This is a genomic window from Allobranchiibius sp. GilTou38 (genome assembly GCF_017565325.1).
Classification (GTDB): domain Bacteria; phylum Actinomycetota; class Actinomycetes; order Actinomycetales; family Dermatophilaceae; genus Allobranchiibius; species Allobranchiibius huperziae.
Genome location: NZ_JAGEKN010000006.1, coordinates 782808 through 806003 on the forward strand (window position 1 = coordinate 782808; position 23196 = coordinate 806003).

Annotated in this window: 20 protein-coding genes; 15 read left to right on the forward strand and 5 right to left on the reverse strand. The window is 69.9% G+C overall.

The window, feature by feature from the left end; genetic code table 11:
• Window positions 1-92: 92 nt before the first annotated feature.
• From JOB34_RS08810 to JOB34_RS08840, 7 genes are all read left to right on the forward strand, one after another.
• On the forward strand, window positions 93-1586 hold the full coding sequence (locus JOB34_RS08810; protein ID WP_347813799.1) for a leucyl aminopeptidase: 1494 nt from the start codon (window positions 93-95) through the stop codon (window positions 1584-1586).
• Between the two features lie 66 nt (window positions 1587-1652).
• On the forward strand, window positions 1653-3050 hold the full coding sequence (lpdA, locus tag JOB34_RS08815) for a dihydrolipoyl dehydrogenase (RefSeq protein ID WP_208052305.1): 1398 nt from the start codon (window positions 1653-1655) through the stop codon (window positions 3048-3050).
• Window positions 3051-3094: 44 nt separating this feature from the next.
• Window positions 3095-4969: a 2-oxoglutarate dehydrogenase, E2 component, dihydrolipoamide succinyltransferase gene (gene sucB, locus JOB34_RS08820; protein WP_208052306.1), complete on the forward strand. Its 1875-nt coding sequence runs from the start codon at window positions 3095-3097 to the stop codon at window positions 4967-4969.
• 7 nt (window positions 4970-4976) lie between these two features.
• Entirely contained in the window at window positions 4977-5891 is a 915-nt protein-coding gene (locus tag JOB34_RS08825) for a TIGR01777 family oxidoreductase (protein WP_208052307.1), read from the forward strand.
• A 75-nt stretch (window positions 5892-5966) separates the two neighbouring features.
• Window positions 5967-6881: an ABC transporter ATP-binding protein gene (locus JOB34_RS08830; protein WP_208052441.1), complete on the forward strand. Its 915-nt coding sequence runs from the start codon at window positions 5967-5969 to the stop codon at window positions 6879-6881.
• The gene (locus tag JOB34_RS08835; protein ID WP_208052308.1) at window positions 6881-7681 is read left to right on the forward strand and encodes an ABC transporter permease; all 801 of its coding nucleotides are present in this window, start codon (window positions 6881-6883) and stop codon (window positions 7679-7681) included. Before JOB34_RS08830 ends, JOB34_RS08835 begins: the two co-directional genes overlap by 1 nt.
• On the forward strand, window positions 7681-8493 hold the full coding sequence (locus tag JOB34_RS08840) for an ABC transporter permease (protein ID WP_208052309.1): 813 nt from the start codon (window positions 7681-7683) through the stop codon (window positions 8491-8493). The genes JOB34_RS08835 and JOB34_RS08840 overlap by 1 nt, the downstream gene beginning before the upstream one ends.
• A gap of 18 nt (window positions 8494-8511) precedes the next feature.
• Here JOB34_RS08840 and JOB34_RS08845 read toward each other — a convergent pair whose 3' ends face one another.
• On the reverse strand, window positions 8512-10095 hold the full coding sequence (locus JOB34_RS08845) for a serine/threonine-protein kinase (protein ID WP_208052310.1): 1584 nt from the start codon (window positions 10093-10095) through the stop codon (window positions 8512-8514).
• Between the two features lie 89 nt (window positions 10096-10184).
• Here JOB34_RS08845 and JOB34_RS08850 point away from each other — a divergent pair, with 89 nt between their 5' ends.
• Window positions 10185-11357 carry a citrate synthase gene (locus tag JOB34_RS08850; RefSeq protein ID WP_208052311.1) on the forward strand — a complete coding sequence of 391 codons (1173 nt, stop codon included), beginning with the start codon at window positions 10185-10187 and terminating at the stop codon, window positions 11355-11357.
• Between the two features lie 6 nt (window positions 11358-11363).
• Here JOB34_RS08850 and JOB34_RS08855 read toward each other — a convergent pair whose 3' ends face one another.
• Window positions 11364-12506: a citrate/2-methylcitrate synthase gene (locus tag JOB34_RS08855; protein ID WP_208052312.1), complete on the reverse strand. Its 1143-nt coding sequence runs from the start codon at window positions 12504-12506 to the stop codon at window positions 11364-11366.
• A 92-nt stretch (window positions 12507-12598) separates the two neighbouring features.
• Here JOB34_RS08855 and lipB point away from each other — a divergent pair, with 92 nt between their 5' ends.
• A complete protein-coding gene (gene lipB / locus JOB34_RS08860; RefSeq protein ID WP_208052313.1) occupies window positions 12599-13228 on the forward strand; it encodes a lipoyl(octanoyl) transferase LipB in 630 nt (209 codons plus the stop codon).
• Window positions 13229-13241: 13 nt separating this feature from the next.
• Here lipB and JOB34_RS08865 read toward each other — a convergent pair whose 3' ends face one another.
• On the reverse strand, window positions 13242-13820 hold the full coding sequence (locus tag JOB34_RS08865) for a cysteine hydrolase family protein (RefSeq protein WP_208052314.1): 579 nt from the start codon (window positions 13818-13820) through the stop codon (window positions 13242-13244).
• Window positions 13821-13993: 173 nt separating this feature from the next.
• Between JOB34_RS08865 and lipA the strand changes: the two genes are divergently transcribed.
• Together lipA and JOB34_RS08875 are read left to right on the forward strand one after the other, a co-directional pair.
• Window positions 13994-15019, forward strand: coding sequence for a lipoyl synthase (gene lipA, locus JOB34_RS08870; RefSeq protein ID WP_208052315.1), 1026 nt, complete (start codon window positions 13994-13996; stop codon window positions 15017-15019).
• Window positions 15020-15024: 5 nt separating this feature from the next.
• Window positions 15025-15813, forward strand: a complete 789-nt coding sequence (locus JOB34_RS08875; protein ID WP_208052316.1) for a DUF4191 domain-containing protein — start codon at window positions 15025-15027, stop codon at window positions 15811-15813.
• 287 nt (window positions 15814-16100) lie between these two features.
• Here JOB34_RS08875 and JOB34_RS08880 read toward each other — a convergent pair whose 3' ends face one another.
• Window positions 16101-16550: an RDD family protein gene (locus JOB34_RS08880; RefSeq protein WP_343048506.1), complete on the reverse strand. Its 450-nt coding sequence runs from the start codon at window positions 16548-16550 to the stop codon at window positions 16101-16103.
• Window positions 16551-16722: 172 nt separating this feature from the next.
• Between JOB34_RS08880 and glnA the strand changes: the two genes are divergently transcribed.
• From glnA to JOB34_RS08890, 3 genes are all read left to right on the forward strand, one after another.
• On the forward strand, window positions 16723-18147 hold the full coding sequence (glnA, locus tag JOB34_RS08885) for a type I glutamate--ammonia ligase (RefSeq protein WP_208052318.1): 1425 nt from the start codon (window positions 16723-16725) through the stop codon (window positions 18145-18147).
• 747 nt (window positions 18148-18894) lie between these two features.
• A complete protein-coding gene (locus JOB34_RS17855) occupies window positions 18895-19017 on the forward strand; it encodes a hypothetical protein (protein WP_279538877.1) in 123 nt (40 codons plus the stop codon).
• Window positions 19014-19832 (forward strand): family 16 glycosylhydrolase, encoded by an 819-nt coding sequence (locus tag JOB34_RS08890; RefSeq protein ID WP_208052319.1) that lies wholly within the window; start codon window positions 19014-19016, stop codon window positions 19830-19832. The genes JOB34_RS17855 and JOB34_RS08890 overlap by 4 nt, the downstream gene beginning before the upstream one ends.
• Before the next feature lie 151 nt (window positions 19833-19983).
• Here JOB34_RS08890 and JOB34_RS08895 read toward each other — a convergent pair whose 3' ends face one another.
• Complete coding sequence (locus tag JOB34_RS08895; RefSeq protein ID WP_243757727.1) at window positions 19984-20688, reverse strand: nitroreductase family protein; 705 nt, start codon at window positions 20686-20688, stop codon at window positions 19984-19986.
• A gap of 264 nt (window positions 20689-20952) precedes the next feature.
• On the opposite strand from JOB34_RS08895, the gene JOB34_RS08900 reads away from it, so the two are divergent.
• Window positions 20953-23121 (forward strand): MMPL family transporter, encoded by a 2169-nt coding sequence (locus tag JOB34_RS08900; RefSeq protein ID WP_208052320.1) that lies wholly within the window; start codon window positions 20953-20955, stop codon window positions 23119-23121.
• The last annotated feature ends 75 nt before the right edge of the window (window positions 23122-23196 follow it).

A 23196-nucleotide genomic window follows, 5' to 3' on the forward strand; every position in this document is an offset into this window, starting at 1 on the left:
TAGCTGTGAGCCGCGCGTACAGTCGCGAGAGGCATTCACCGCCCAAAACAACACAAGCACCACCGATGACGACGAGAACGAGGACGACACACGTGACGACCACCGTTTCCCTGACCGCCAAGACCGCTCCCGATGGAGCCGACGTGACGGTCGTGCTGACCCGCAAGGGCGCGAAGGGGGCGGTCGCCGTACGCACCCCCGCCCTGACCGACGCCGGCTGGGCGCACCTGGACACGCTGCTGACCGCGGTCCAGGCGACCGGCGCGGCCGACGAGGTGCTGAAGTTCACCGGTGTGCCCGGTGCGGGCGACCTGGTGGTGGCGACCGGGTCCGGGCTGTCGGGTGAGCCCACCGCGACGGACGCCGAGACCGTACGCCGCGCCGCGGGCGCCGCCGTCACGAAGCTCAGGGGCACTCCCTCCGCCTATCTGGCACTCCCGGCTGAGGATCCCGCCCTGCTGACCGCATCGGTCGAGGGCGGTCTCTTCGGTGCGTACGCGTACACCGCCTACAAGACCGGCGACGTCAAGGCTCCGGTCGCCACCCTGCGGGTGCACGCGAGCAGCCCGACCGGCAAGGACGCGAAGGCCCTGGTCGCCCGCGCCCAGACGGTGGCCGCCGCGCAGAACTGGGCGCGCGACCTGGTCAACATGCCCCCGCTCGACCTCTACCCCGAGTCGTTCGCCCAGGCGGTGCGCGAGCGGTTCTCGGGCACCAAGGTGAAGGTCGAGGTCGCCGAGGAGGCGCAGCTCGTCAAGGACGAGTGCGGCGGTCTGATCGGCGTCGGTCGCGGCTCGGCCCGCCCGCCGCGCCTGGTCACCCTCACCTACAAGCCCCGCAAGGCCGCAGCCCACCTGGCACTGGTCGGCAAGGGCATCACCTTCGATTCAGGCGGCCTCTGCATCAAGCCAGCCGACGGCATGCTCACCATGAAGAGCGACATGGGCGGTGCCGCTGCCGTCGCCGCGACCATCGAGGCCGTCGCCGCGCTCGGCCTGCCCGTGGCCGTGACCGGTTACCTCTGCCTGGCCGAGAACCTCACCGGCGCCGACGCGCAGCGACCCGGCGACGTCGTGCGGATGCCCAACGGAAAGACCGTGGAGATCATCAACACCGACGCCGAGGGCCGCCTCGTGATGGCCGACGGCCTGAGCCTCGCCTCGCGGCTCACCCCCGATCTGACCATCGACGTCGCGACCCTCACCGGCGCGGCCGTCGTGGCCCTGGGCGACCAGACCGCTGCCGTGGTCAGCAACGAGGACACCGTGCGCGAGGAGATCGTCGACGCCGCGGGACGGGCGGGCGAGGCCGCGTGGCCGATGCCGCTGCTGGAGCACCTGCGCGCCGGCCTCGACTCCAAGATCGCCGACGTCAAGCACACCGGTGCGCGCCCAGGCGGTCTCATCAGTGCCGCGCTCTTCCTGCGCGAGTTCGTCGGCAACGGTGCCGACGGGTCGCAACTGCCGTGGGCGCACATGGACATCGCCGGACCGGCGTACAACGAGAAGCCCTACGGTTACACGCCGTTCGGCGGCACCGGGTACGCCGTGCGGACCCTCGTCACGCTGGCCGAGGGCCGGGCCTGACCGCACCACCGAGCGGCTGACAAGCTGCCGACCTGACATCACTGACGCAAAGGAGCGTTGACCCGTATGACGTCCGCGGACCCCGGGACCGACCAGACCGACACCTTCGACATCGTCGTGCTGGGCGGTGGCAGCGGCGGCTACGCCTGCGCGCTGCGCGCCACCGAGCTCGGTCTGAGCGTCGCACTGGTGGAGCAGGGCAAGCTCGGCGGCACCTGCCTGCACCAGGGATGCATCCCCACCAAGGCACTGCTGCACGCGGCCGAGGTCGCGGACGCCGCACGCGAGAGCGCGAAGTTCGGGGTGAAGGCCTCGCTCGACGGCATCGACATGCCGGGGGTGCACTCCTACAAGGACGGGGTCATCTCCCGGCTCTACAAGGGTCTGCAGGGCCTGATCTCCGCGCACAAGGTGGAGTACGTCGAGGGCACCGGTCGGCTGAGCTCCCCCACCACGGTCACCGTCGGGGATCGGGTCCTCACCGGCCGGCACGTGGTGCTCGCGACCGGTTCGACACCGCGGCTGCTGCCCGGGCTCGAGGTCGGCGGCCGGATCGCGACCAGCGCCCAGGCCCTCACCCTCGATCACGTCCCCGACCGCGTCGTCGTGCTCGGCGGCGGCGTCATCGGTGTCGAGTTCGCTTCCGTCTACAAGTCGTTCGGCGCCGAGGTGACCGTCGTCGAGGCGCTGCCCCGTCTGGTGGCGAGTGAGGACGAGGCCGTCTCCAAGGCGCTGGAGCGCGCGTTCAAGAAGCGCAAGATCACCGTGCGCACCGGCGCCCGCTTCGCGTCGGCGACCGACGGTGCGGACGCCGTGACGATCACCCTGGAGTCCGGCGACACCATCGAGGCCGACCTGCTGCTGGTCGCCGTCGGCCGCGGCCCGGTGACCGCGGATCTGGGATACGAGGAGGCCGGCGTCACCCTCGAGCGCGGCTTCGTGCCCACCGACGAGCGGTGCCGCACCGGCGTCGCCGGCGTCTACGCGGTCGGCGACATCGTGCCCGGGCTGCAGCTCGCGCACCGCGGCTTCGCCCAGGGCATCTTCGTGGCCGAGGACATCGCCGCACTCGCGCCGGCCCCCGTCGACGAGCAGACCATCCCCCGGGTGACCTACTGCGAGCCGGAGATCACGGCGGTCGGGATGACCGAGGCGCGCGCCCGCGAGGAGTATGGCGACGACGTGTCGACGTACGAGTACAACCTGGGCGGCAACGGCAAGAGCCAGATCCTGCAGACCCAGGGATTCGTCAAGCTCGTACGCCGCACCGACGGGCCCGTCGTCGGCGTGCACATGATCGGCGCCCGGATGAGCGAGCAGGCCGGGGAGGCCCAGTTGATCGTCGGCTGGGAAGCGCTGCCCGACGACGTCGCACCGCTCGTGCACGCCCACCCCACCCAGAACGAAGCGCTCGGCGAGGCGCACCTCGCGCTCACCGGGAAACCGCTGCACGCCCACTCCTGAGACCCGCCCACCACACCGCCTGAACATGAAGGAGAATGTCGGCCATGTCTGAACGCGTGACCATGCCCGCACTCGGAGAGTCCGTCACCGAAGGCACCGTGACCCGGTGGCTGAAGCAGGTGGGCGAGGAGGTCGCGGTCGACGAGCCGCTGCTGGAGGTCTCGACCGACAAGGTCGACACCGAGATCCCGTCGCCGGTGGCCGGCACGCTGCAGGAGATCCTGGTGCAGGAGGACGAGACCGTCGAGGTCGGCGCCGACCTGGCCGTGGTGGGCGAGGGTGCGGGCGGCGATTCCGCCGGCAGCGGGTCCGACGCGGCATCATCGGAGTCCGCCCGATCCGAGGAGCCCGCCCAGTCCGAGGAGCCTGCTCCCGCCGAACCGTCGGCCGCCGCGGAGCCGGACGAGAAGAACACCGAGGACGAGGCCCCCGCCCAGGCGGCCCCGGCACAGGCATCGAACGACGCGAGCGGCGCTGATGGTCCCGGCGAGGGCGAGGGCGAGGGCGAGGGCGAGGGCGAGACCGTGACCATGCCCGCGCTCGGCGAGTCCGTCACCGAGGGCACCATCACCCGGTGGCTCAAGGCCGAGGGCGACGAGGTCGCCATGGACGAGCCGCTGCTGGAGGTCTCGACCGACAAGGTCGACACCGAGGTCCCCTCCCCGGCCGCGGGCACGCTGACCAAGATCCTGGTCCAGGAGGACGAGACCGTCGAGGTCGGCGCGAAGCTCGCCGTCATCGGGGGCGCGTCCTCCGGTGGCGACGCCGCGTCTTCCCCGGCTGCGTCGACCGGGTCTTCTGGGTCCTCTGTGCCGGCTCCCACCAAGGACACCGAGACGACCAAGTCCGAGCCGCAGGCAGAGCAGAAGGACGAGGCGCCCGCCCCCGAGCCTGAGAAGAAGGCCGAGCCCGCCCCCGAGTCCAAGCCTGCCCCCCAGAAGCCGGAGCCGGCCGCGGCGCCCGCCGCGCAGCCGTCGGCGTCCTCCGAGGGCGACGGCGGTTCGTCGACGTACGTGACCCCCCTGGTCCGCAAACTCGCGACCCAGCACGATGTCGACCTGGCCTCGGTCAAGGGCACCGGGATCGGCGGGCGCATCCGCAAGCAGGACGTGCTCGAGGCCGCCGAGGCGGCGAAGGCGCCCGCCACACCGGAGGCACCCGCGGCACCTGCGGCCGCGAGCACCCCGGCAGCGCCGTCGATCGACGTGTCCGCCAAGCGCGGCACCACCGAGAAGATGACCCGGATGCGCCGGCTCATCGCGACCCGGATGGTCGAGTCGCTGCAGGTCTCGGCGCAGCTCACCACGGTTGTCGAGGTCGACGTCACCCGGATCGCCCGGCTGCGCGACCGCGCGAAAGCCGGCTTCGCCGAGCGGGAGGGCGTCAAGCTCAGCTTCCTGCCGTTCTTCGCGCTCGCCGCGGTGGAGGCACTCAAGACCCACCCGGTGCTCAACGCCAGCGTCGAGGACGACTCGATCGTGTATCACTCCAGCGAGAACCTCGGGATCGCCGTCGACACCGAGAAGGGGCTGTTCGTCCCGGTCATCCAGAACGCCGGAGACCTCAACATCGCCGGTCTGGCGCGCAAGATCGGCGACCTGGCCGCGCGTACCCGGGACAACAAGGTGACTCCCGACGAGCTGGGCGGCGGCACCTTCACGCTGACCAACACCGGCAGCCGGGGCGCACTCTTCGACACCCCGATCATCAACCAGCCGCAGGTCGCGATCCTCGGCACCGGCTCGGTCGTCAAGCGCGCGGTCGTGCTGAGCGACGCGGACGGCGGCGAGACCATCGCGATCCGCTCGATGGTCTACCTGGCGCTCTCCTACGACCACCGGATCGTGGACGGCGCGGACGCCGCCCGCTTCCTCGGCACCGTCAAGGAGCGCCTGGAAGAGGGCGCGTTCGAGGTCTGATCCCGTCATGACGCAGTCAGACGCACGGGTGGCGCAACGGGTCGCGATCACCGGATCCTCCGGGATGATCGGCACTGCTCTGATCGAGCACCTCACCGCCCGCGGCGACGAGGTCGTGAAGGTGGTGCGGCATGCACCCGGCGCGTCGGACGAGGTGCAGTGGGACCCGGCGAAGGCCGAGCTGGACCCGGCCGACCTGCGTGGGGTGACCGCGGCGGTCAACCTCGCCGGCGCCGGCATCGGCGACCATCGGTGGACGGCGGCGTACAAGCGCACCATCACCGAGTCGCGGGTCTCCTCGACCGCGACCCTTGCTCACGTGCTCGCCTCGCTCGAGGCTCCGGTGCGTCTCGTCAGCGCGTCCGGGATGTCCTATTACGGCGAGCGGGGCGACGACGTGGTCGACGAGTCCGGTGCGCCCGGCGACTCCTTCCTCGCCGGCGTCACGCAGGTGTGGGAAGCGGCCACGGCACCTGCGGCGGCCGCCGGCCACCCGGTGTGCTTCCTGCGCACCAGCCTGGTCCTGGACCAGAAGGGCGGGTCGATGGAGCAGGTGCTGCGGCTGGCCAGGCTCGGGCTCGGCGGCCCGCTCGGCTCCGGGCGCCAGTGGTGGTCGTGGATCTCGTTGGAGGACCAGGTCCGCGCGATCGTGCACCTCATCGACCATCCCGAGATCACCGGGCCGGTCAACATGAGCAGTCCCTCCCCCGCCCGGCAGGCCGACTTCATGCACGCGCTGGGACGCGCCCTGCACCGGCCCGCGGTGCTGCCGGCCCCATCGTTCGCGCTGCGGGCAGTGCTCGGCGAGCTGGCATCGGAGATCATGACCAGTCTGCGGATGCAGCCGAAGGTGCTGCAGGACAGCGGCTTCGTCTGGTACCACGGAGAGTTGGGCGAGGTCGCGGAGTGGCTCGCTCGCTGATCCCGGCACGTCTTCCCGCACCCTGTCGGCCGCGGTAGGTAGGTTCGCCGGGTGCCCACGCGAGCGGACGACCCGATGATCCAGGCCCGTTCGCTGCGCAAGAGCTTCGGATCGTTCGAGGCGGTGCGGGGCATCGACGTGCAGATCCACCGCGGTGAGTCCTTCGGCTTCCTCGGGCCGAACGGCGCCGGCAAGTCCTCCACGATGCGGATGATCGCCGCGGTGTCCCCGGTCACCTCCGGTGAGCTGCGGATCCTGTCGATGGACCCTGCCACGCACGGCTCGCAGATCCGCGGCCGGATCGGCATCTGTCCGCAGGAGGACACCCTCGACAACGACCTCAGCGTGCGCGACAACCTGATCGTCTACGGCCGCTACTTCGGCCTCTCGCGCGCGGCCGTCCGCTCCCGAGCCGACGAGCTGCTGGAGTTCGCGCAGCTGACCGAGCGGGCGCAGGCGAAGGTCGACGATCTGTCCGGAGGCATGAAGCGTCGGCTGACCATCGCCCGGTCGCTGATCAACGACCCGGAGCTGCTGCTCCTCGACGAGCCCACCACCGGCCTCGACCCGCAGGCCCGGCACTTGTTGTGGGACAAGCTGTTCCGCCTCAAACAGCAGGGCGTCACCCTGGTGCTGACCACGCACTACATGGACGAGGCCGAGCAGCTGTGCGACCGGCTCGTGGTGATGGACAAGGGCGAGATCGTGGCCGAGGGGTCGCCGTTGCGGTTGATCGCCGAGCACTCCACGCGGGAGGTCGCCGAGCTGCGCTTCGGCGTCGGTGAGCACGAGGACATGGCAGACCGGGTGCGCGATCTTGCCGACCGGGTCGAGGTGCTGCCCGACCGGCTGCTCCTCTACACCCAGCACGGTGAGGAGACTCTCGCCAAGGTCGGCGAGCGCGGGCTCACGCCGACCGCCGTCCTGGTGCGGCGTTCCACGCTCGAAGACGTCTTCCTGCGGCTCACCGGCCGCAGCCTGGTCGACTGATGAGCGCCACGACGGACCGGCCGAGCCCCTTCCAGGCGTGGCGGCTGGCGGACTACTGGTTCACGCTCTACCGCCGCACCTGGCGGGGCAGCGTGGTGACCAGCTTCGTCAATCCGCTGCTCTACGTGGTGGCCATGGGGGTGCTGCTCGGCGGTTTCGTGCACGCGGACCCCCAGCGGCTCGAGGGCGCGCACAGCTACCTGCAGTTCGTGGTCCCGGGGATGCTTGCCGCGCAGTCGATGCAGGTGGCGATCGGCGAGGTCACCTTCCCGGTGATGACCATGCTCAAGTGGCACAAGACCTACTTCTCGATGGCCGCCACACCGCTCCGGGTCGTCGACCTGGTCGTGGCGCACCTCGGTTTCGCCGTCCTGCGGCTGGCGCTCACCGCGGTGGTCTTCACCCTGGTGCTCGCGCCGTTCGGTGTCTTCCACTCGGTGCTCGGCGCCTGCGGCGTGGTGCTGGTGCAGTTGCTGCTCGGCCTCGCGTTCGCCGCGCCCATCTACGCGTACGCGGCGGCCCTGCGCAACGAGATGGGATTCACTCTGATCTTCCGGCTCCTGATGATCCCGCTGACCCTCTTCTCGGGTGCCTTCTTCCCGCTGTCCAACCTCCCCGCGTCGCTGGAGGCCATCGCCCGTGTCAGCCCCTTGTGGCAGGGGGTGTCACTGACCCGGATGTTCGCGCTGGGGACGAGCGAGCCCGGTCCCGTGGCCGCGCACCTGGCCTATCTCGTGGTGCTCGCCGCGGTCGGCGTCTGGCTCAGCGTGCGCGCGCTCACCCGGCGGTTGATCTTCTGATGGCGATCCTGTCCGCACCGATCACCCGTGACCGCGGTCGCGAGCTGTCCCGCGCCGCCGCGACGGGCGTGCTGCTCTACCGCAACTACCTGGTCTACCGGCGCGGCTGGATCATCTTCCTGACCGGCTTCCTCGAGCCGGTGCTCTACCTGCTCTCCATCGGGATCGGCGTCGGAAAGCTGGTGCACGGTTTCGACGTCGGCGGTCGCTCGGTGCCGTACGCAGACTTCGTGGCGCCGGGCATGCTCGCGGCGTCGGCCATGAACGGCGCCATCTTCGACACCACCTTCAACGTGTTCTTCAAGTTGAAGTACCAGAAGCTCTACGACCAGGTCCTGGCCACACCGCGTACGACGAGCGACGTCGCCCGCGGCGAGATCACCTGGGCCCTGTTACGCGGCGGCATCTACTCCGCGGCGTTCCTGCTCGTGATGCTCGCCCTCGGACTCGTGCACAGCTGGTGGGCTGTCCTGGCGCTGCCGGCGGCCCTGCTGATCGGGTTCGGCTTCGGCGGGATCGGCATGGCGCTCACCACCTGGATGCGCAGCTGGCAGGACTTCGAATTCATCGCGCTCGGCACGTTGCCGCTCTTCCTCTTCTCGGCGACCTTCTTCCCGGTCTCGGCCTTCCCTGAGTGGCTGCAGTGGGTCGTGCAGTGCACCCCGCTCTACCGCGGGGTCGTGCTCTGCCGCGAGCTCACCACCGGGCAGGTGGGCATCGGGTCGATGGTCTCCGTGGTCTACCTGCTGGTGCTCGGCGTCATCGGCACCCGCATCGTCAGCCGACGACTGTCGGTGCTGCTGCTCACCTGACCGCGCCGACGGGCGCGATCACGACGCTGTCCATGCGGTGATCCGCCACCCGTCGGAGGTCCAGACGAGCGAGACGTCGGCGCGCTCCCCCGCCGTCGCGGGCAGGGTGCTGGTGCCGTCCGGCCCTGACACGGTGTACGCCGACCGCTCGATCACCGCCTGCACCTGCGTGGTGCCTCCCGTCGTGGAGACGGTCCGCGCACTGCGGACCCGAAAATCCAGCCGCGAGTAATGCATTCCGCCCGCGCGGGCGGTGCTCAGGTCCGCGCTGTCGGATCGGTACGCCGTTGAACCGACCTGCACCGCCGACCGCAGATCACCCGCATCCCCGGTGACCCACGCGTGCGCCCGGGCGCTGACGAGCAGCTGGAGCACGCCCAGCGGCGAGCGCGACAAGCGTTGCTGGGGCGATGCAGTCGTGGAGGACGGAGGCGTCGGGTGGAGCGGGCGCGACGTGCTGGGCGCCGAGCGGGTCGGGGTGGCCACCGGGGCCGCACGGGTGCGGGGTGCGCCGGCCAGGCTGCGAGACGACGTCGGCGTCGCGTGGTCGGCACCGGCGGGCGTGCCGTCCCCGACCAGCATCAGGCCGCCGGTGACCAGTCCGACGAACGCCGCCGCACCCGCCGTACGCACCACGACCGGGCGCCGCCACCATGCGCCGGCCTCCGCACTCGCGCTGTGCCGCCCGATGCCCTCCCACGGTCTCGCCGCCGGCTCACCCCCCTCGGGCTTCGGGCTCCTGCCCTCGCGGCCCGCGTCCTCACGGATGCGGCGGGTGAGCTGCACTCCGGGATCGTCCCCCGACCCCCGCGGCGCCGTACGCCGTCCTGCCGACCCCTGCACCGGCGCGGGCTCGGCGGTTGCCATCGCCCAGAGCGCCACCGCGAAGTCCTCCGGGGTCGGACGTGCAGATGGGGTGTGCGACAAGCAGCAGAGCACTAAGTCGCGCAGCTCCGGCGCGAGCTGCGGGGCGAGATCAGCCAGGTCGGGGCGGAGCGCGGCGGGCTCGGGTGCGTTGCCGACGAGTGCGGTCCATGCGATCGCGCCCAAGGAGTACGCGTCGCTCGCGGGGGTGACCTCCTGGCCCGCCAGGACCTCTGGCGCGGCCCAGCTCTCGGTGACCCACAAGGGGAGGCCGTCGTGCCCGGCCAGCTGGGAGAAGCCGAGGTCGGCGATCAACGGCTTGCCCTCCTGGGTGAAGAGGAGGTTGCCCGGGCTGAGGTCGCCATGGACCAGGCCCATGCTGTGCAGATCGTGCAGGGCGCGGGCCACCGGGCACAGCACCGTGACCAGTTCCCCCGGAGTCAGGTGGTCGCGGGTGCGCAGACTCTCGGCCAGCGACCCGCCCTCCGCCAGTTGCATCACGAGCGCCTCTCCCCCGTCGCCGAGGGTGACGACCTCGTGCAGCCGCACGACGTGCTCGTGGCGCAGGGCCTGGAGCAGGGACGCCTCGTGCTGCAGGACGTCACCCTCGTCGGTGCCGAGCACCTTCGCTGCGAGCCGCACGCCGTCCGAACGACGGACCGCCCACACCTGGCCCGACCCGCCGGCACCGAGCGGATGCAGCACCTCATACCCCGGGATCTGCGGTCGCGCGTCCATGGCACCAGACCGTGCCATCCGCGGGGCGCGGCCCGCAGAACTTGTCCACAGCCCCCACCCCCATTCTTGAGGGAACTAGCGTGCCTCTCGTGGACGACGCCGATCTGATCAGCACCTCGGTCGCCGCGGAACTGTTGGGCGTGCAGGTGCGCACCGTGTACGCGTACGTGAGCCGTGGCGTCCTCACCCGGGCCGACCTCGTCGGGTCGCGGCACGACGGGTCCCGCTTTCGGCGGTCGGACGTCCTTGCCCTCGCCGAGCGGCACCGGCGTGCCGTGGCCGGCCGGTTCGAGCTCACCATCGACACCCGGATCACCTCCCTCATCCCCGAAGGAGTGCTGCTGTATCGCGGTGCCGACGCGACGCAGCTCGCGACGGACACGGCGTACGAGCGGGTGGTCGAGCTGCTCTGGGAGTGTCCCGAGTTCGATTGGGCCCCCACGCCGTCGACCGATGGCGTGGCATTGCAGGTACGCCGGCTGTGCGGACCGGAGGCCACCGGCGCGGACCGCGTGCGGATGGCGGTGCACCTGCTGCACGACGAGACGCAGGGAGACCCGGTCGCCACCGACACGACCCGATTCGCCAGGGCCGGTCACGCGGCGCTGCTCGCCGCGGTGGCGTCCGTCGGGACGGCCGACCACGCCGCTCAGGGCACGCTGGCGGGACGCCTGGGTCACGGGCTGCTGGGTCGCCCTGTCGACGCTGCGGAAACGACGCTTCTGAACGCCGCGCTGGTGCTGCTGGCCGACCACGAACTGGCCACCTCGACGCTGGCGGCCCGCACCGCAGCGGGCACCGGCGCGCCGCCGTACCTGGTGGTGCTGGCGGGGTTGTCGGCGCTGGGCGGCCCGCGACACGGAAGCGCCTCTGTAGCGGCGGAGCATCTGCTCCGATGCAGCATCGACGACGGCGCCTCGGCCGCGCTCGACGAATACGAGGGGTCACCACCGGGTTTCGGGCACGCCGTCTACCGCGGGATCGACCCGCGTGCGGAGACCTTGCTGGGGCTGCTGGAGGAGACCGCGCCGAAGGTGGTGGCAGCCGCCGATGCGCTGCGCCTCGAGGTGCACCGGCGCGGCGGAGGCTACCCCAACGTCGACCTTGCGCTGGCGGCGCTCGCCGTCGGCCACGACCTGCCGCACGACGCCGGGGAGACCATCTTCTCCGTGGCCCGGATCGCCGGCTTCATCGCGCACGGGATCGAGGAGCACGGCCACCCGCTGCGGTTCCGCCCGCGCGCGATCTACACCGGTGACTGAGAACGTTTACTGCACAGGCGGTCCCACGTATCGCGAGCTCGGCCGGAAGATCTTGCGGCCCCTCGCCTGTTCCAGGATGTGCGCGGTCCACCCGATGACCCGGCTGCACGCGAACGTGGGTGTGAAGAGCTCACGAGGGATGCCGCACTCCTGCATCACCACGCCGGCGTAGTACTCCACGTTCGCGCGCAGCGGGCGATCCGGCTTGGCCTCGTCGAGCACCCGCACGACCTCCTTCTCGACCCGCACCGCGATCTCAGCGGTGTCGCCGCCGAGCTCGGTCGCGGTCTCCCGCAACAGCTCCGAGCGGGGGTCCAGACCCCGGTAGACCGCGTGGCCGAAGCCCATCACCCGCTGCCCCGCGGCCAGCTGCGCGCGTGCCCAGGGTGCGGCGTTCTCGACCGTGCCGATCTGGTCGAGCGCATCGAGGGCGCGACTCGGCGCACCGCCGTGCAACGGCCCGGACAGTGCGCCGATGGCCGCGACGACGCACGCCGTGAGGTCGGCGCCGGTCGAGGCGACGACCCGCGCAGTGAACGTCGAGGCGTTGAACCCGTGGTCGACCGTCAGACACAGGTACCGGCTGAGCGCCCGCACGGCGCGCTCGTCCGGTGTGCCGCCCGTGACCATCCAGAGGTAGTTGCCGACGTACCCCAGCTCGGGGCGTGGCGGGCGGGGCTGCTCACCGCGTCCGACGGCGTACGCCGCCGCGACCAGCCACGGGACCGCAGCAGCGGTCCGCAGCGCCGCCTGTTCCCGCGCCGCGTCGTCCAGGTCCCACAGCGGCTCGTCACCTGTGAGAACGCCGTACGCCGAGATAGCAGTCCGCAACGACGACAACGGTGCTCGCGTCGGCGCGGCACGCAGGACAGCGATGAGCTGCTCGGCGTAGCGATCCGTCGCGAGCAGATGCTCGGCGATCTCCCCACGCCATGCGCGGGCGGTCTCGGGGTCCGGCAGATCGCCGCGCAGCAGCAGGTGCCAGACGTCCTCCACGCTGTGGTCGCGGGCGAGACCGGTGGCGTCGTACTGCCGGTAGTGGAAGAAGCCCTCGGCGCCGCGGACGTCTCCGAGGGCGGTGTCGGCGACGATCACGCCGGCCAGACCCGGGGGCGCGATCAGGGGTGCGGGGTCAGCGGTCTGTGTCATGGCGCCAGCTTCACCGGGCCGCGACGCCGCGCCAATGTTGATCGTGTCAATGTGACGCGGGAGTACGGAAGGTCCCGGCGTACGCTCGAACGATGCGCATCGAGCAGCTCGGCTTCGCCCCCGATCTCGTCGATTACCAGGCCGCCTGGGACACCCAACGCGAGGTGCACGCCCGCGTCGTCGCCGGTGAGCAGGAGGACACCGTGCTCCTCTTGGAGCACGCCGCCGTCTACACCGCGGGAAAACGCACCGAGCCGCACGAGCGTCCGTTCGACGGCACGCCGGTGATCGACGTGGACCGCGGCGGGAAGATCACCTGGCACGGCCCGGGACAGCTCGTCGGCTATCCGATCGTGCGACTGCCCAACCCGATCGACGTCGTGGGACACGTGCGCCGACTCGAGCAGCTGATGATCGACGTCTGCGCCGACCTCGGCCTGGCCGCTCAGCGCGTCGAAGGTCGCAGCGGGGTGTGGTTCGCCGCATCGGACGGCAGGCCCGAGCGCAAGGTCGGCGCAATCGGCATCCGGGTCAGCCGCGACGTGACCATGCACGGGTTCGCGCTCAACTGCGACTGCGACATGTCCTGGTCCAACACGATCGTCCCGTGCGGGATCCCCGACGCCGGCGTCACCTCGCTCAGCCAGGAGCTGGGCCGCGACGTCCCCGTGCGCGAGGTGCTGCCCTTCGTACAGAAGCGGCTCCCGGACATCCTGGGCTGAGCAGCCGCCGCACTCACCTAAGCAGGTCGGCGGTCTTCACGACGGTCGCGAACTCCCCGTGCAGGTTCGCCGCCGTAACCCGCGACAGCTCGGCGGCGGTGTACTCGGCGCCGTCCGGACCCACGCGGTCGAAGGTGTGCGTGGCGTCGATGACGAAGCGCACGTCGTAGCCGAGGTTGCCGCCGACGCGCGCGGTCGTCTCGCAGCAGTGGTTGGTGGTGATCCCGCAGATCACGATCGAGGAGATGCCCTCCTGCTGCAGCCACGCGTGCAGGTCGGGCGTGCCGTGAAAGCTGGAGTTGACCGACTTCGCGACCAGCAGGTCCGGCTCACCCGTGATGACGTCCCTGAACGCGTGGCCCGGCTGACCGGGACGCAGCGGCGAGCGGGGGTCGAGCGAGTCGTGCCGGACGAACACGACCGGGCGCCCGTCCTCCCGCCACCGTCCCAGCAGGGCCGCGACGTGCTCCTCGCACAGCGGGTTGTCGCGCGGTCCCCAGTAGCCCGCGTCGTCGAAACCGCGCTGCACGTCGACGATCACGAGTGCCGTACGCGCGTCGATGTCCGGTCCGCCCTGCACCGCGTTGCTCATCCCCTGAGCGTAGGCAGCGACGGCGCCCCGCCCCACCGGGCTGCGCTCGACGGCAACGGCGATCGGCCCGCGGCGCCCGCGTACCCTGGAACAAAGCCTCTCCCACGGCGGTTGCGCCAGAGGGCAGAGCTGGGCGAGATGCCCGACGTCGAAGGCAAGGGAGCAGCGAGACCGTGACCGTGGCACCGGAGGGACGGCGCATGTTGCGCGTCGAGGCGCGCAACAGCGAGACCCCGATCGAGCGCAAACCGGAATGGATCCGTACGACGGCCAAGATGGGCCCGGCGTACACCTCGCTGCACAACCTAGTGAAGACCGGCGGCCTGCACACGGTCTGCCAGGAAGCCGGGTGCCCCAACATCTTCGAGTGCTGGGAGGACCGCGAGGCGACCTTCCTCATCGGTGGCGAGCAGTGCACCCGCCGCTGCGACTTCTGTCAGATCGACACCGGCCGCCCGAGCGACCTGGACCGTGACGAGCCGCGTCGGGTCGCCGACTCCGTGCAGCAGATGGGTCTGCGCTACGCGACCATCACCGGCGTCGCGCGCGACGACCTGGAGGACGGCGGCGCATGGCTCTACGCCGAGACGATCCGCCAGGTGCACGAGCACAACCCCGGCACCGGTGTGGAGATCCTGATCCCGGACTTCAACGCCGTCCCCGAGCAGGTCGGCGCCGTGATCGACGCGGCCCCCCAGGTCTTCGCGCACAACGTCGAGACGGTGCCGCGCATCTTCAAGCGCATCCGGCCGGCGTTCAAGTACGAGCGGTCGCTGTCGGTCATCACGATGGGCAAGGACGCCGGGCTGGTCACCAAGTCCAACCTCATCCTGGGGATGGGCGAGGAGGACCACGAGATCGAGCAGGCGCTGCGCGATCTGCACGAGGCCGGCACCGACCTGATCACCATCACCCAGTACCTGCGCCCCTCCCCGCGCCACCACCCCGTGGACCGGTGGGTGAAGCCGCAGGAGTTCGTGCACTGGTCCGAGGTCGCCGAAGAGCTCGGATTCAAAGGCGTCATGAGCGGGCCACTGGTGCGTTCGTCGTACCGCGCCGGGCGGCTCTACGCCCAGGCGATGGAGCGCTCGGGACGCGAGCTCCCGGCCAACCTCGCGCACCTGGCAGCCGCGGCGTCCTCCCCCGCACGCCAGGAGGCGGCGTCGCTCGTGGAGCGCGCCCTGCCGCACGTATCCTGACCTCCATGTCGGCGACACCCACACCCGCGAAGAAGAGCCGGTTCTCCCGGAAGAAGAAGAACGAGGCCTCCGGAGCGACGGCGGTCGACGGGGGCGAGCCGGGGCGGATCGCACAGATCAAGACCCTCTACGCGCTCGCGAGCAAGCAGAACCCGCGGATCCCGCTCTACCTGATCGGTGCGTTCCTGCTCGGGTTCGTCGTGCTCCTGGTGATCGGTATCGCGATCCAGCACCCGATCTACCTGGGCATCCTGGGTGTCTTCCTCGGCGTCATCCTGGCGATGCTGCTCTTCGGGCGGCTGGCGCAGAAGGCGGCGTACGGACAGCTCGAAGGGCAGCCCGGCGCGACGAGCGCGGCGATGAGCGGTCTGCGCAAAGGCTGGTACTACGAGCAGGAGCCCGTGGCTGCCGACTCCGGTCGGGCGCGCAAGATGAACGAGATGCAGAACGCCGCCATGGTCTTCCGCGCGGTCGGTCGCGCCGGCGTGGTGCTGGTTGGCGAAGGCCCGCGCGGTGGCGCGACGAAGCTGCTGGAGTCCGAGCGCAAGCGGGTCTCGCGGGTGTCGGGACCGGAGGTGCCGGTGCACACGATGCGCGTCGGTGAGGGTGACGACGCCGTGGCGGTGAGCAAGCTGACCGCCACGATGACCAAGCTGCCCAAGAAACTCACCGATGCCGAGGTGCAGGCCGTGAACAAGCGGCTGCGGGCGCTGGGCGGCGTGAAGCCCCCGATCCCCAAGGGCATGGACCCGCGCGCGGCGCGGCCGGACCGCAAGTCGGCCCGCGGCCGCTGACGGAGCACGCAGCGAAGGGTGCGCCGAGCGAAGCGAGGTGCGCCCGCAGCGGAGTGCGGAGGCAGCGGCCGCAGAAGGAACAGTCGCTGCTCTGCGAAGGGTGCTTCGCGAAGAGCGGGAGCGTGCGCCGAGCGAAGCGAGGTGCGCGCGCAGCGGAGTGCGGAGGCAGCGGCCGCAGAAGGAACAGTCGCTGTCCTACGTCGCGTCATAGGGTTCCCACCACCTCGAACGCATTGACACCGCGCGGTCCCTTACGCGGCCGCCGACGCAGAGCAGCAGGGCGGGCGTCAGCGCGTGCGGACCAGGATGGTGCGCGCGAGCTTGTCGTGCAGCCCGCGCTGGTCGGTATCGAAGATGAGCGCCGGGATGACCACGCAGAGCAGCACCGCGCGGATGATCGCGGCGACCGGCCCGGCGACCGCACCGTCGAGGCGGGTGACGCGTACGCCGACGATCCAGTGACCGATCGTCGAGCCCACGACGCCGACGAGCAGGATGTTCTCCACGGCGAAGACCAGCAGGGGCGCGAACCCGGAACTGCCCGACCCTCCCCAGCGGTAGCCGAGCAGTCCGGCGGCGATCACGCTGCACAGCGCCCAGTCGATGATGAGGGCGAGGACGCGCGGCCCGAGACGAGCCACGGAGGTGACGCCCGACTCGGCACACCCGAAACGCTTGCCCGGCCACCCGGTGTCGGCGGCCGGCTCCGTGGACGGGGAGGACTGAGGGGATGCCACCCGGTCAGCGTAATGACCGCGGTCCGGGTCCTGAGACCGGCATCCCAGCGCGTAACACCGGCGAAACGCTTCAGTCATGGGCGGGTAATCGCGGTCCGCTAGGTTCGACGCACCGCGCGTGGGTCTGCCAGGTGACGGCGCGCGGCCATTTTTCCAAAGCCATGGAGGTTTCATGTTCAACACCAGCGATGAGGTCCTGAAGTTCATCAAGGACGAAGACGTCAAGTTCGTCGATGTGCGCTTCTGCGACCTCCCCGGTGTGATGCAGCACTTCAACGTGCCCGCCTCGACCATCAGCGAGGACTCGTTTACCGAAGGTGCGATGTTCGACGGCTCGTCGATCCGCGGGTTCCAGGCCATCCACGAGTCGGACATGAAGCTGATCCCCGACCCCCGGTCGGCGTTCGTGGACCCGTTCCGCAAGCACAAGACGCTGGTCATGAACTTCTCCATCGTCGATCCGTTCACCGACGAGCGCTACAGCCGCGACCCGCGCAACATCGCGGCCAAGGCGGAGGCCTACCTGAAGTCGACCGGGATCGCCGACACGGCGTACTTCGGCGCTGAGGCGGAGTTCTACATCTTCGACGACGTCCGCTTCGAGACCAAGCAGAACGCCGGCTACTACTTCATCGACTCGATCGAGGGAGCCTGGAACACCGGCCGCGAGGAAGAGGGCGGCAACCAGGGCTACAAGCCGCGCTACAAGGGTGGCTACTTCCCGGTGCCCCCGGTGGACCACTTCGCCGACCTGCGCGACGACATCGTCGCGGGGCTCGAGGGCGTGGACCTGAAGGTCGAGCGGGCGCACCACGAGGTGGGCACCGCCGGTCAGCAGGAGATCAACTACCAGTTCTCCACCCTGCTCGGCGCCGGCGACGACATGATGAAGTTCAAGTACATCGTGAAGAACACCGCGTACAACGCCGGCAAGACCGTCACCTTCATGCCGAAGCCGCTCTTCGGCGACAACGGCTCGGGCATGCACACCCACCAGTCGTTGTGGAAGGACGGCGAGGCGCTGTTCTTCGACGAGAACGGGTACGGCGGCCTGTCCGACATCGCCCGTTGGTACGTCGGCGGGTTGCTGAAGCACGCGCCGTCGCTGCTGGCGTTCACCAACCCGACGATGAACTCCTACCACCGTCTGGTGCCGGGCTACGAGGCACCGGTCAACCTGGTCTACTCCGCACGCAACCGCTCGGCCTGTATCCGCATCCCGATCGCGGGCACCTCGCCGAAGGCCAAGCGCATCGAGTTCCGGATCCCCGACCCGTCGGCGAACCCCTACCTGTGCTTCGCGGCGCAGTTGATGGCCGGCCTGGACGGCATCAAGAACCGCACCGAGCCGCCGGAGCCGGTCGACAAGGACCTCTACGAGCTGCCCCCGGAAGAGCTGGAGAACATCGGCCAGGTGCCGGGTTCGCTGCCGGCCGTGCTGGACGCGCTCGAGGCCGACCACGACTACCTGACCGAGGGCGGCGTCTTCACCGAGGACCTGGTCGAGACGTGGATCGACTACAAGCGGACCAACGAGGTGGACCCGATCCGCTTCCGCCCGCACCCGCACGAGTTCGAGATGTACTACGACATCTGAGTAGTCGCGCAGCGGATGGTAGGGACCGAGCGAAGCGAGGTTTCCGCCATCCGCGGAGCGACGGATCAGATGTCGTAGAAAGAACAGCCATCTGACCGGGCACGAACCAGTACAAAGCGAGGCGGCCCCACGCCGCCCCGAGCGGAGCGACGGATCAGATGTCGTAGAAAGAACAGCCATCTGACCGGGCACGAACCAGTACAAGCGAGGCGGCCACACGCCGCCCCAGACAGACACGAGTCCTCACGAGTTGCCGGCGCACTGCGTACGGCGGCTCGTGAGGACTCGTCTGCGTTCGGCCACATGCGCCCGTACGCATCGAGCGTGCCGTCGCCTGGCTTGTGTGCCCGTCGGGCCGCAACACACGCAACGAGGTCGACTGAGCTCAGAAGTCTCGCGAAACTGTGTCGAACGTCACGAGGTGACGGTGCCGAGCCCTGAGCACCCTGCAGAAGCCCCACCCGACCGCGTCCATCGCCTGGCGCATGAACGCTGCCTACTGGGCCCCGGTGGACGCGTTCTGCGCGTATTGCGGTCATTCACAGATGAATTCGTGATTGCCGGTGCTGAGGCCGGGTATGGCTCCATCTGCGTCGCCGCAGCCAAACCGATCCCCATGGCCAACCAGATCGGCCGGTCCTACACGTCCCTGACATCCCAGCGCCCGACCCCGCGGCCGGGTTCGTAGACGCCGGCGGCCTCACCGTCGCTGCCGCCTGGGTCCAGGGTCGTGAGACTCACAAGACGGTGTCGCGCAGGACTGACCGATCACCCACCCCCAAGGAGTGGGTCACCGCCGTTGCCTCCGCCGCGATGGGCATGTTCACCGCTGACCGCATTCTCATCCTCACCTCGAAGGAGGAGCTATGAAACGACGCATCGTCGCCGTCTCAGTAGCCCTCACCCTGAGCACTGCAACCGCCGTCACGCTCCCAGCGCACGCGGCCACCACGACCAACTACTACCGGAGACTGGTAGCCAACCTGGAGTTCAACCGCGGCAACGTGCCCGCCGGGTCACGGTGGAATCCCACCGACAACTCCGGCGACCTCCCCTCGTCCAACCCCTATGCCTCGACGATGACGACCTACCCGTCCGGTTGGGGCACGCCGGCGCAGGGGTACTACCACCCCGAGCGCACCATGTCCGTCGCGAACGGTGTGCTCACGATCAGGGCGCTCGGCAGCCAGGGCACCGAATGGGGCGGCTCCGTCCTCCCGATCGCCACCGACAACAAGGTCGGCTCCCGGCGCTATGGACGCATCGAATACCGGCTACGCGCAACGGGCGCGGCAGGACACTCGTTCGCCGCCTTCGAGTGGCCGTCCGACGACAACTGGGTGTACGAGATGAACGCCACCGAAGGCTTCGAAACACCCGGCACAACCGTCGGCGGCACCTATCACTACAACGGCGCGGCAGGGCAGCAGGGCTTCACCGCCAGGCAGCACCAGCAGACCAGCAACTGGCACACCTTCCAGATCAACTGGTGGCCCGGCGGGCAGTCGGTGTGGATCGACCGGCGCTACCTGGAGTACGACGACGCCGCAGCCGGCCACCTCGCACCCACCCAGATCATGCGGTTCCTGCTGCAGACGAACAAGGCGTGGAACGGCACACCGGCCAATGGGTCCACCGGCACCGTGCAGCTCGCCTACGTGAAGGAGTGGGCGTACAACAACTGACCTGACCCGCAAGGACGAACGCGCCTCACGCTGGCACCTCAGCGGCGTGGGCGCTCTCGTCCTGCACGGCGCGTCGCTCGACGCGCGCCTTACCCCGGCCTGGTCATCGACGTTCGCCCCGGTGCGATCGTCCAGGCAGTCGGCCGTCGTCTCACCAGCGGTCGATGTGCAGGACCTCGTCGACGGGCTGGCGAGGCGCCGGCTTGAAGGTCGTACCCGTGCAATAGGCGATCGGCGTGAGCAGAGCCTGATGCACGCCGTCGGGCAGCTCGAGGATCTGGGCTGCCTCCCGCTCGTACTCCAGATGCAACGTGGTCCACGCGGTGCCCAATCCGCGGGCGCGGGCGGCGAGCATGAAGCTCCATGCCGCAGGCAGCACCGAGCCCCAGATGCCCGCCTGGTTGCCATCCGGCAGCGGACCGCCCGTGTCGATACACGGGAGGAGCATCGCGGGCACATCGCGCATGACCCTGCCCAGGTGGAGGACGCTGTCACCGACCCGTTGCTGGACGCGGGACCGGTCGGCGTCATCCGCGGCGAGGTTGCCGGCGAACCCCTCGGACGCGGCATAGTCCTGCACAGCCCGCCAGTAGAGGTCGCCGATGGCAGCCTTCTGAGCCGGGTCCGTGATGAGGATCCACTGCCAATGCTGGCGATTGGAGCCGGAGGGACCCTGGAGCGCGATCGTCAGGCACTCCTTGATCAGCTCCAGGGGCACCGGCCGGGTGAGATCCAGGCGCTTGCGCACCGCGCGGGTCGTCGTCAGCAGCTCGAACGGATCCAGCGGTGCCTGCCCGACGCCGCTCATCGCGTCGCTTCGGTGGCTGTCATCTCCCACATTCGAGTCGTCGATCATGCGCTCATCCTCCCGGGTCCTGCTCTTTTGCGCTGAGGGTGTCGGTGGGTGATGGTCCAATCAGCTCCTCAGCGCGCACCGATCCCGACGTGGAGACCCGAGCATGCAGGTGTCCGACCGCTCAACCCGGAACCGCTGCCGGCGGGAGGCCGCTCGTCGCGAGCGAAATCTCTGTGCAAGATCGGGTGCCATGCAGGAAACTTGCCCCGTTGCCGCACGTGCCCGCCACCTCGAGATTCATCGCGCCGTCACCCGGGAGATCTCATGGACGCCCTAGCCCGCTGGGTCATTCACCACCGCCTGATCGTCGCCCTCTTCTGGCTGGCGGCATTCATCGGCGGCGCCGCGGCGGCCGGAGTCGTCCCCGGCCGACTCACGACCGACTTCTCCCTGCCCGGTCAGCCCGGCGACACCGCCGAGAAGGCGCTGATCAAGCAGTACGGCGTGAGCAGCTTCGACACCACGGTGCTCACCGTCACCGTGCCGCAGGGACAGACGGTGCAGCAGCAGTCGGCCAAGATCGCGCAGGTCTTCGGCTCCGCCACGCGCGTCTCGGCGGTCCCCCGCACCCGCGTGGTGGACTACGCCAGCACCGGTGACCAGAAGTTCATCGTGAACGGCGGCCGGACGACCTTCGCGCTCGTCCAGGCCACTCCACCGACGAGTTTCGCGGTCAGTTCCGGCGTGGAGTTCGGCAAAGCGCTCAACATCACGGCCGAGCGGGCCGGATTCCAGTCGGGCACCACGTCGTACCAGTTGCTCTCGGCCGGCACCGACCAGAGCGGCGGCCCGAGCGTCCTCGTCGAGACATTGTTGGGGGCCCTGGGCGCGCTCGCTGTGCTGCTCTTCGTATTCGCGTCGTTCCTCGCACTGATGCCGTTGATCATCGCGGCGGTGTCGATCCTGACGACGTTCCTGCTCGTGCTGCTGCTCACGACGTTCAGTGACGTCAGCTTCGTCGTGGAGTTCCTGATCTCCCTCGTGGGCCTCGGCATCGCCATCGACTACTCCCTGCTTCTGGTTTCACGATGGCGTGAGGAACGCGCCCACGGTCAGTCGAACGACGAGGCGATCCTCACCGCGGTGCGCACCGCCGGGCACGCGGTGCTGGCATCCGGGGCGACGGTGGCGATCAGCCTGGTCGCCCTCGTCGTGGTCCCCGTGCCGTTCCTGCGCTCGATGGGCTTCGGCGGCATGCTCATCCCCCTGGTCAGCGTGGCCGTCGTGCTCACCCTGCTACCGGCGATGCTGTCCAAGATCGGACCACGCGTGGACTGGCCGCGCATCCGGCACGAGGGCCGCGCGTCCCGCGGGTGGACGGCGTGGGCACGCTTGATCGTGAAGCGCCGGGTCGTCGCCGTCGCCGCCGGGATCGTGCTGCTCGCGCTCCTTATCACCCCGGTCTTCGGGCTGAAGATCGGCCAGTCCAACATCGCCTCGCTCGGCAAGACCGGGCCCGCCGTCCAGACGCTCGGCACCCTGCGCGACGACGGAGTCGGCGGCGGCGTGCTGACCCCGATCACCGTCCTGGTCCCCGCCGACCAGCGCGACAAGGCGATCGCGGCGGCGGGCAAGGTCGACGGCGTCCAGCTCGCGACGGGCGACAGGACCAGCGACGGCCGGATGGCGGTCGTGGACGTCCTGCCGAAGAAGGAGACCGTTGACAGCTCCGGCGTCCAGGTGGTGCATCGCGTACGCACCGCGGTCGAGAAGGCCGTCGACGGCGACGTGCTCGTCGCGGGTCAGGGCGCGGTCGTCGACGACTACTTCAACGCCGTCTACGACAAGTTCCCCTACGTGCTCGGCCTCATCGCGCTGGTGACGTTCGTGTTGCTGATGCGCCAGTTCCGCTCGGTACTGCTGCCGATCAAGGCCGTGGTGATGAACCTGGTCTCCCTGTCGGCTGTCTTCGGCGCGGTGACCTTCTTCTGGCAGGAGGGCCACGGCTCCGGCACGGTCTTCGACATTGCGGGCACCGGCGCCATCACGTTCTGGCTGCCGATCATCATCTTCGCGTTCCTGTTCGGCCTGTCGATGGACTACGAGGTGTTCATCCTGGCCCGCATGCGCGAGGAGTACGACGCCACCGGCAGCACGAGCGCCGCTGTGACGGTCGGCCTCGGGCGCACCGGGAGGCTCGTCACCTCGGCCGCGTTGATCCTCTTCTTTGCCTTCGCAGCGCTCGCCTCGTCGCCCGGCACCGACATCAAGGTGCTCGGCACCGCGCTGGGCGTCGGCATCCTCATCGACGCGACCATCGTGCGCGCGCTGCTGGTGCCCGCCCTGGTCAGCCTATTCGGCAAGTACAACTGGTGGCTGCCGGGCGGCCTCGCGAAGGTGCTCTTCGTCGAGCCGTCACCCCTGCGCAACGAGACGCACGCGGGTCCACGGGAGTTCGATGAGACCGGTCGGGAGATCGCTACGTCCCGCTGAAGTCTCCACGCCGCCGACGCGGGGGCGAGACCGTGACGGGCTCGTCCGGCGGCGTCCTCGGAAGGGGTAGTTTGC

Excerpts from the sequence above, each read along its gene's own strand:
- JOB34_RS08900 (WP_208052320.1), top strand. The coding sequence starts at position 20,953 with ATGGACGCCCTAGCCCGCTGGGTCATTCACCACCGCCTGATCGTCGCC.
- JOB34_RS08865 (WP_208052314.1), bottom strand. The coding sequence starts at position 13,820 with ATGAGCAACGCGGTGCAGGGCGGACCGGACATCGACGCGCGTACGGCA.
- JOB34_RS08830 (WP_208052441.1), top strand. The coding sequence starts at position 5,967 with ATGATCCAGGCCCGTTCGCTGCGCAAGAGCTTCGGATCGTTCGAGGCG.
- lpdA (WP_208052305.1), top strand. The coding sequence starts at position 1,653 with ATGACGTCCGCGGACCCCGGGACCGACCAGACCGACACCTTCGACATC.
- sucB (WP_208052306.1), top strand. The coding sequence starts at position 3,095 with ATGTCTGAACGCGTGACCATGCCCGCACTCGGAGAGTCCGTCACCGAA.
- JOB34_RS08890 (WP_208052319.1), top strand. The coding sequence starts at position 19,014 with ATGAAACGACGCATCGTCGCCGTCTCAGTAGCCCTCACCCTGAGCACT.
- lipB (WP_208052313.1), top strand. The coding sequence starts at position 12,599 with ATGCGCATCGAGCAGCTCGGCTTCGCCCCCGATCTCGTCGATTACCAG.
- JOB34_RS08845 (WP_208052310.1), bottom strand. The coding sequence starts at position 10,095 with ATGGACGCGCGACCGCAGATCCCGGGGTATGAGGTGCTGCATCCGCTC.
- JOB34_RS08825 (WP_208052307.1), top strand. The coding sequence starts at position 4,977 with ATGACGCAGTCAGACGCACGGGTGGCGCAACGGGTCGCGATCACCGGA.
- JOB34_RS08835 (WP_208052308.1), top strand. The coding sequence starts at position 6,881 with ATGAGCGCCACGACGGACCGGCCGAGCCCCTTCCAGGCGTGGCGGCTG.
- JOB34_RS08895 (WP_243757727.1), bottom strand. The coding sequence starts at position 20,688 with ATGATCGACGACTCGAATGTGGGAGATGACAGCCACCGAAGCGACGCG.
- JOB34_RS08855 (WP_208052312.1), bottom strand. The coding sequence starts at position 12,506 with ATGACACAGACCGCTGACCCCGCACCCCTGATCGCGCCCCCGGGTCTG.
- glnA (WP_208052318.1), top strand. The coding sequence starts at position 16,723 with ATGTTCAACACCAGCGATGAGGTCCTGAAGTTCATCAAGGACGAAGAC.
- JOB34_RS08875 (WP_208052316.1), top strand. The coding sequence starts at position 15,025 with ATGTCGGCGACACCCACACCCGCGAAGAAGAGCCGGTTCTCCCGGAAG.
- JOB34_RS08840 (WP_208052309.1), top strand. The coding sequence starts at position 7,681 with ATGGCGATCCTGTCCGCACCGATCACCCGTGACCGCGGTCGCGAGCTG.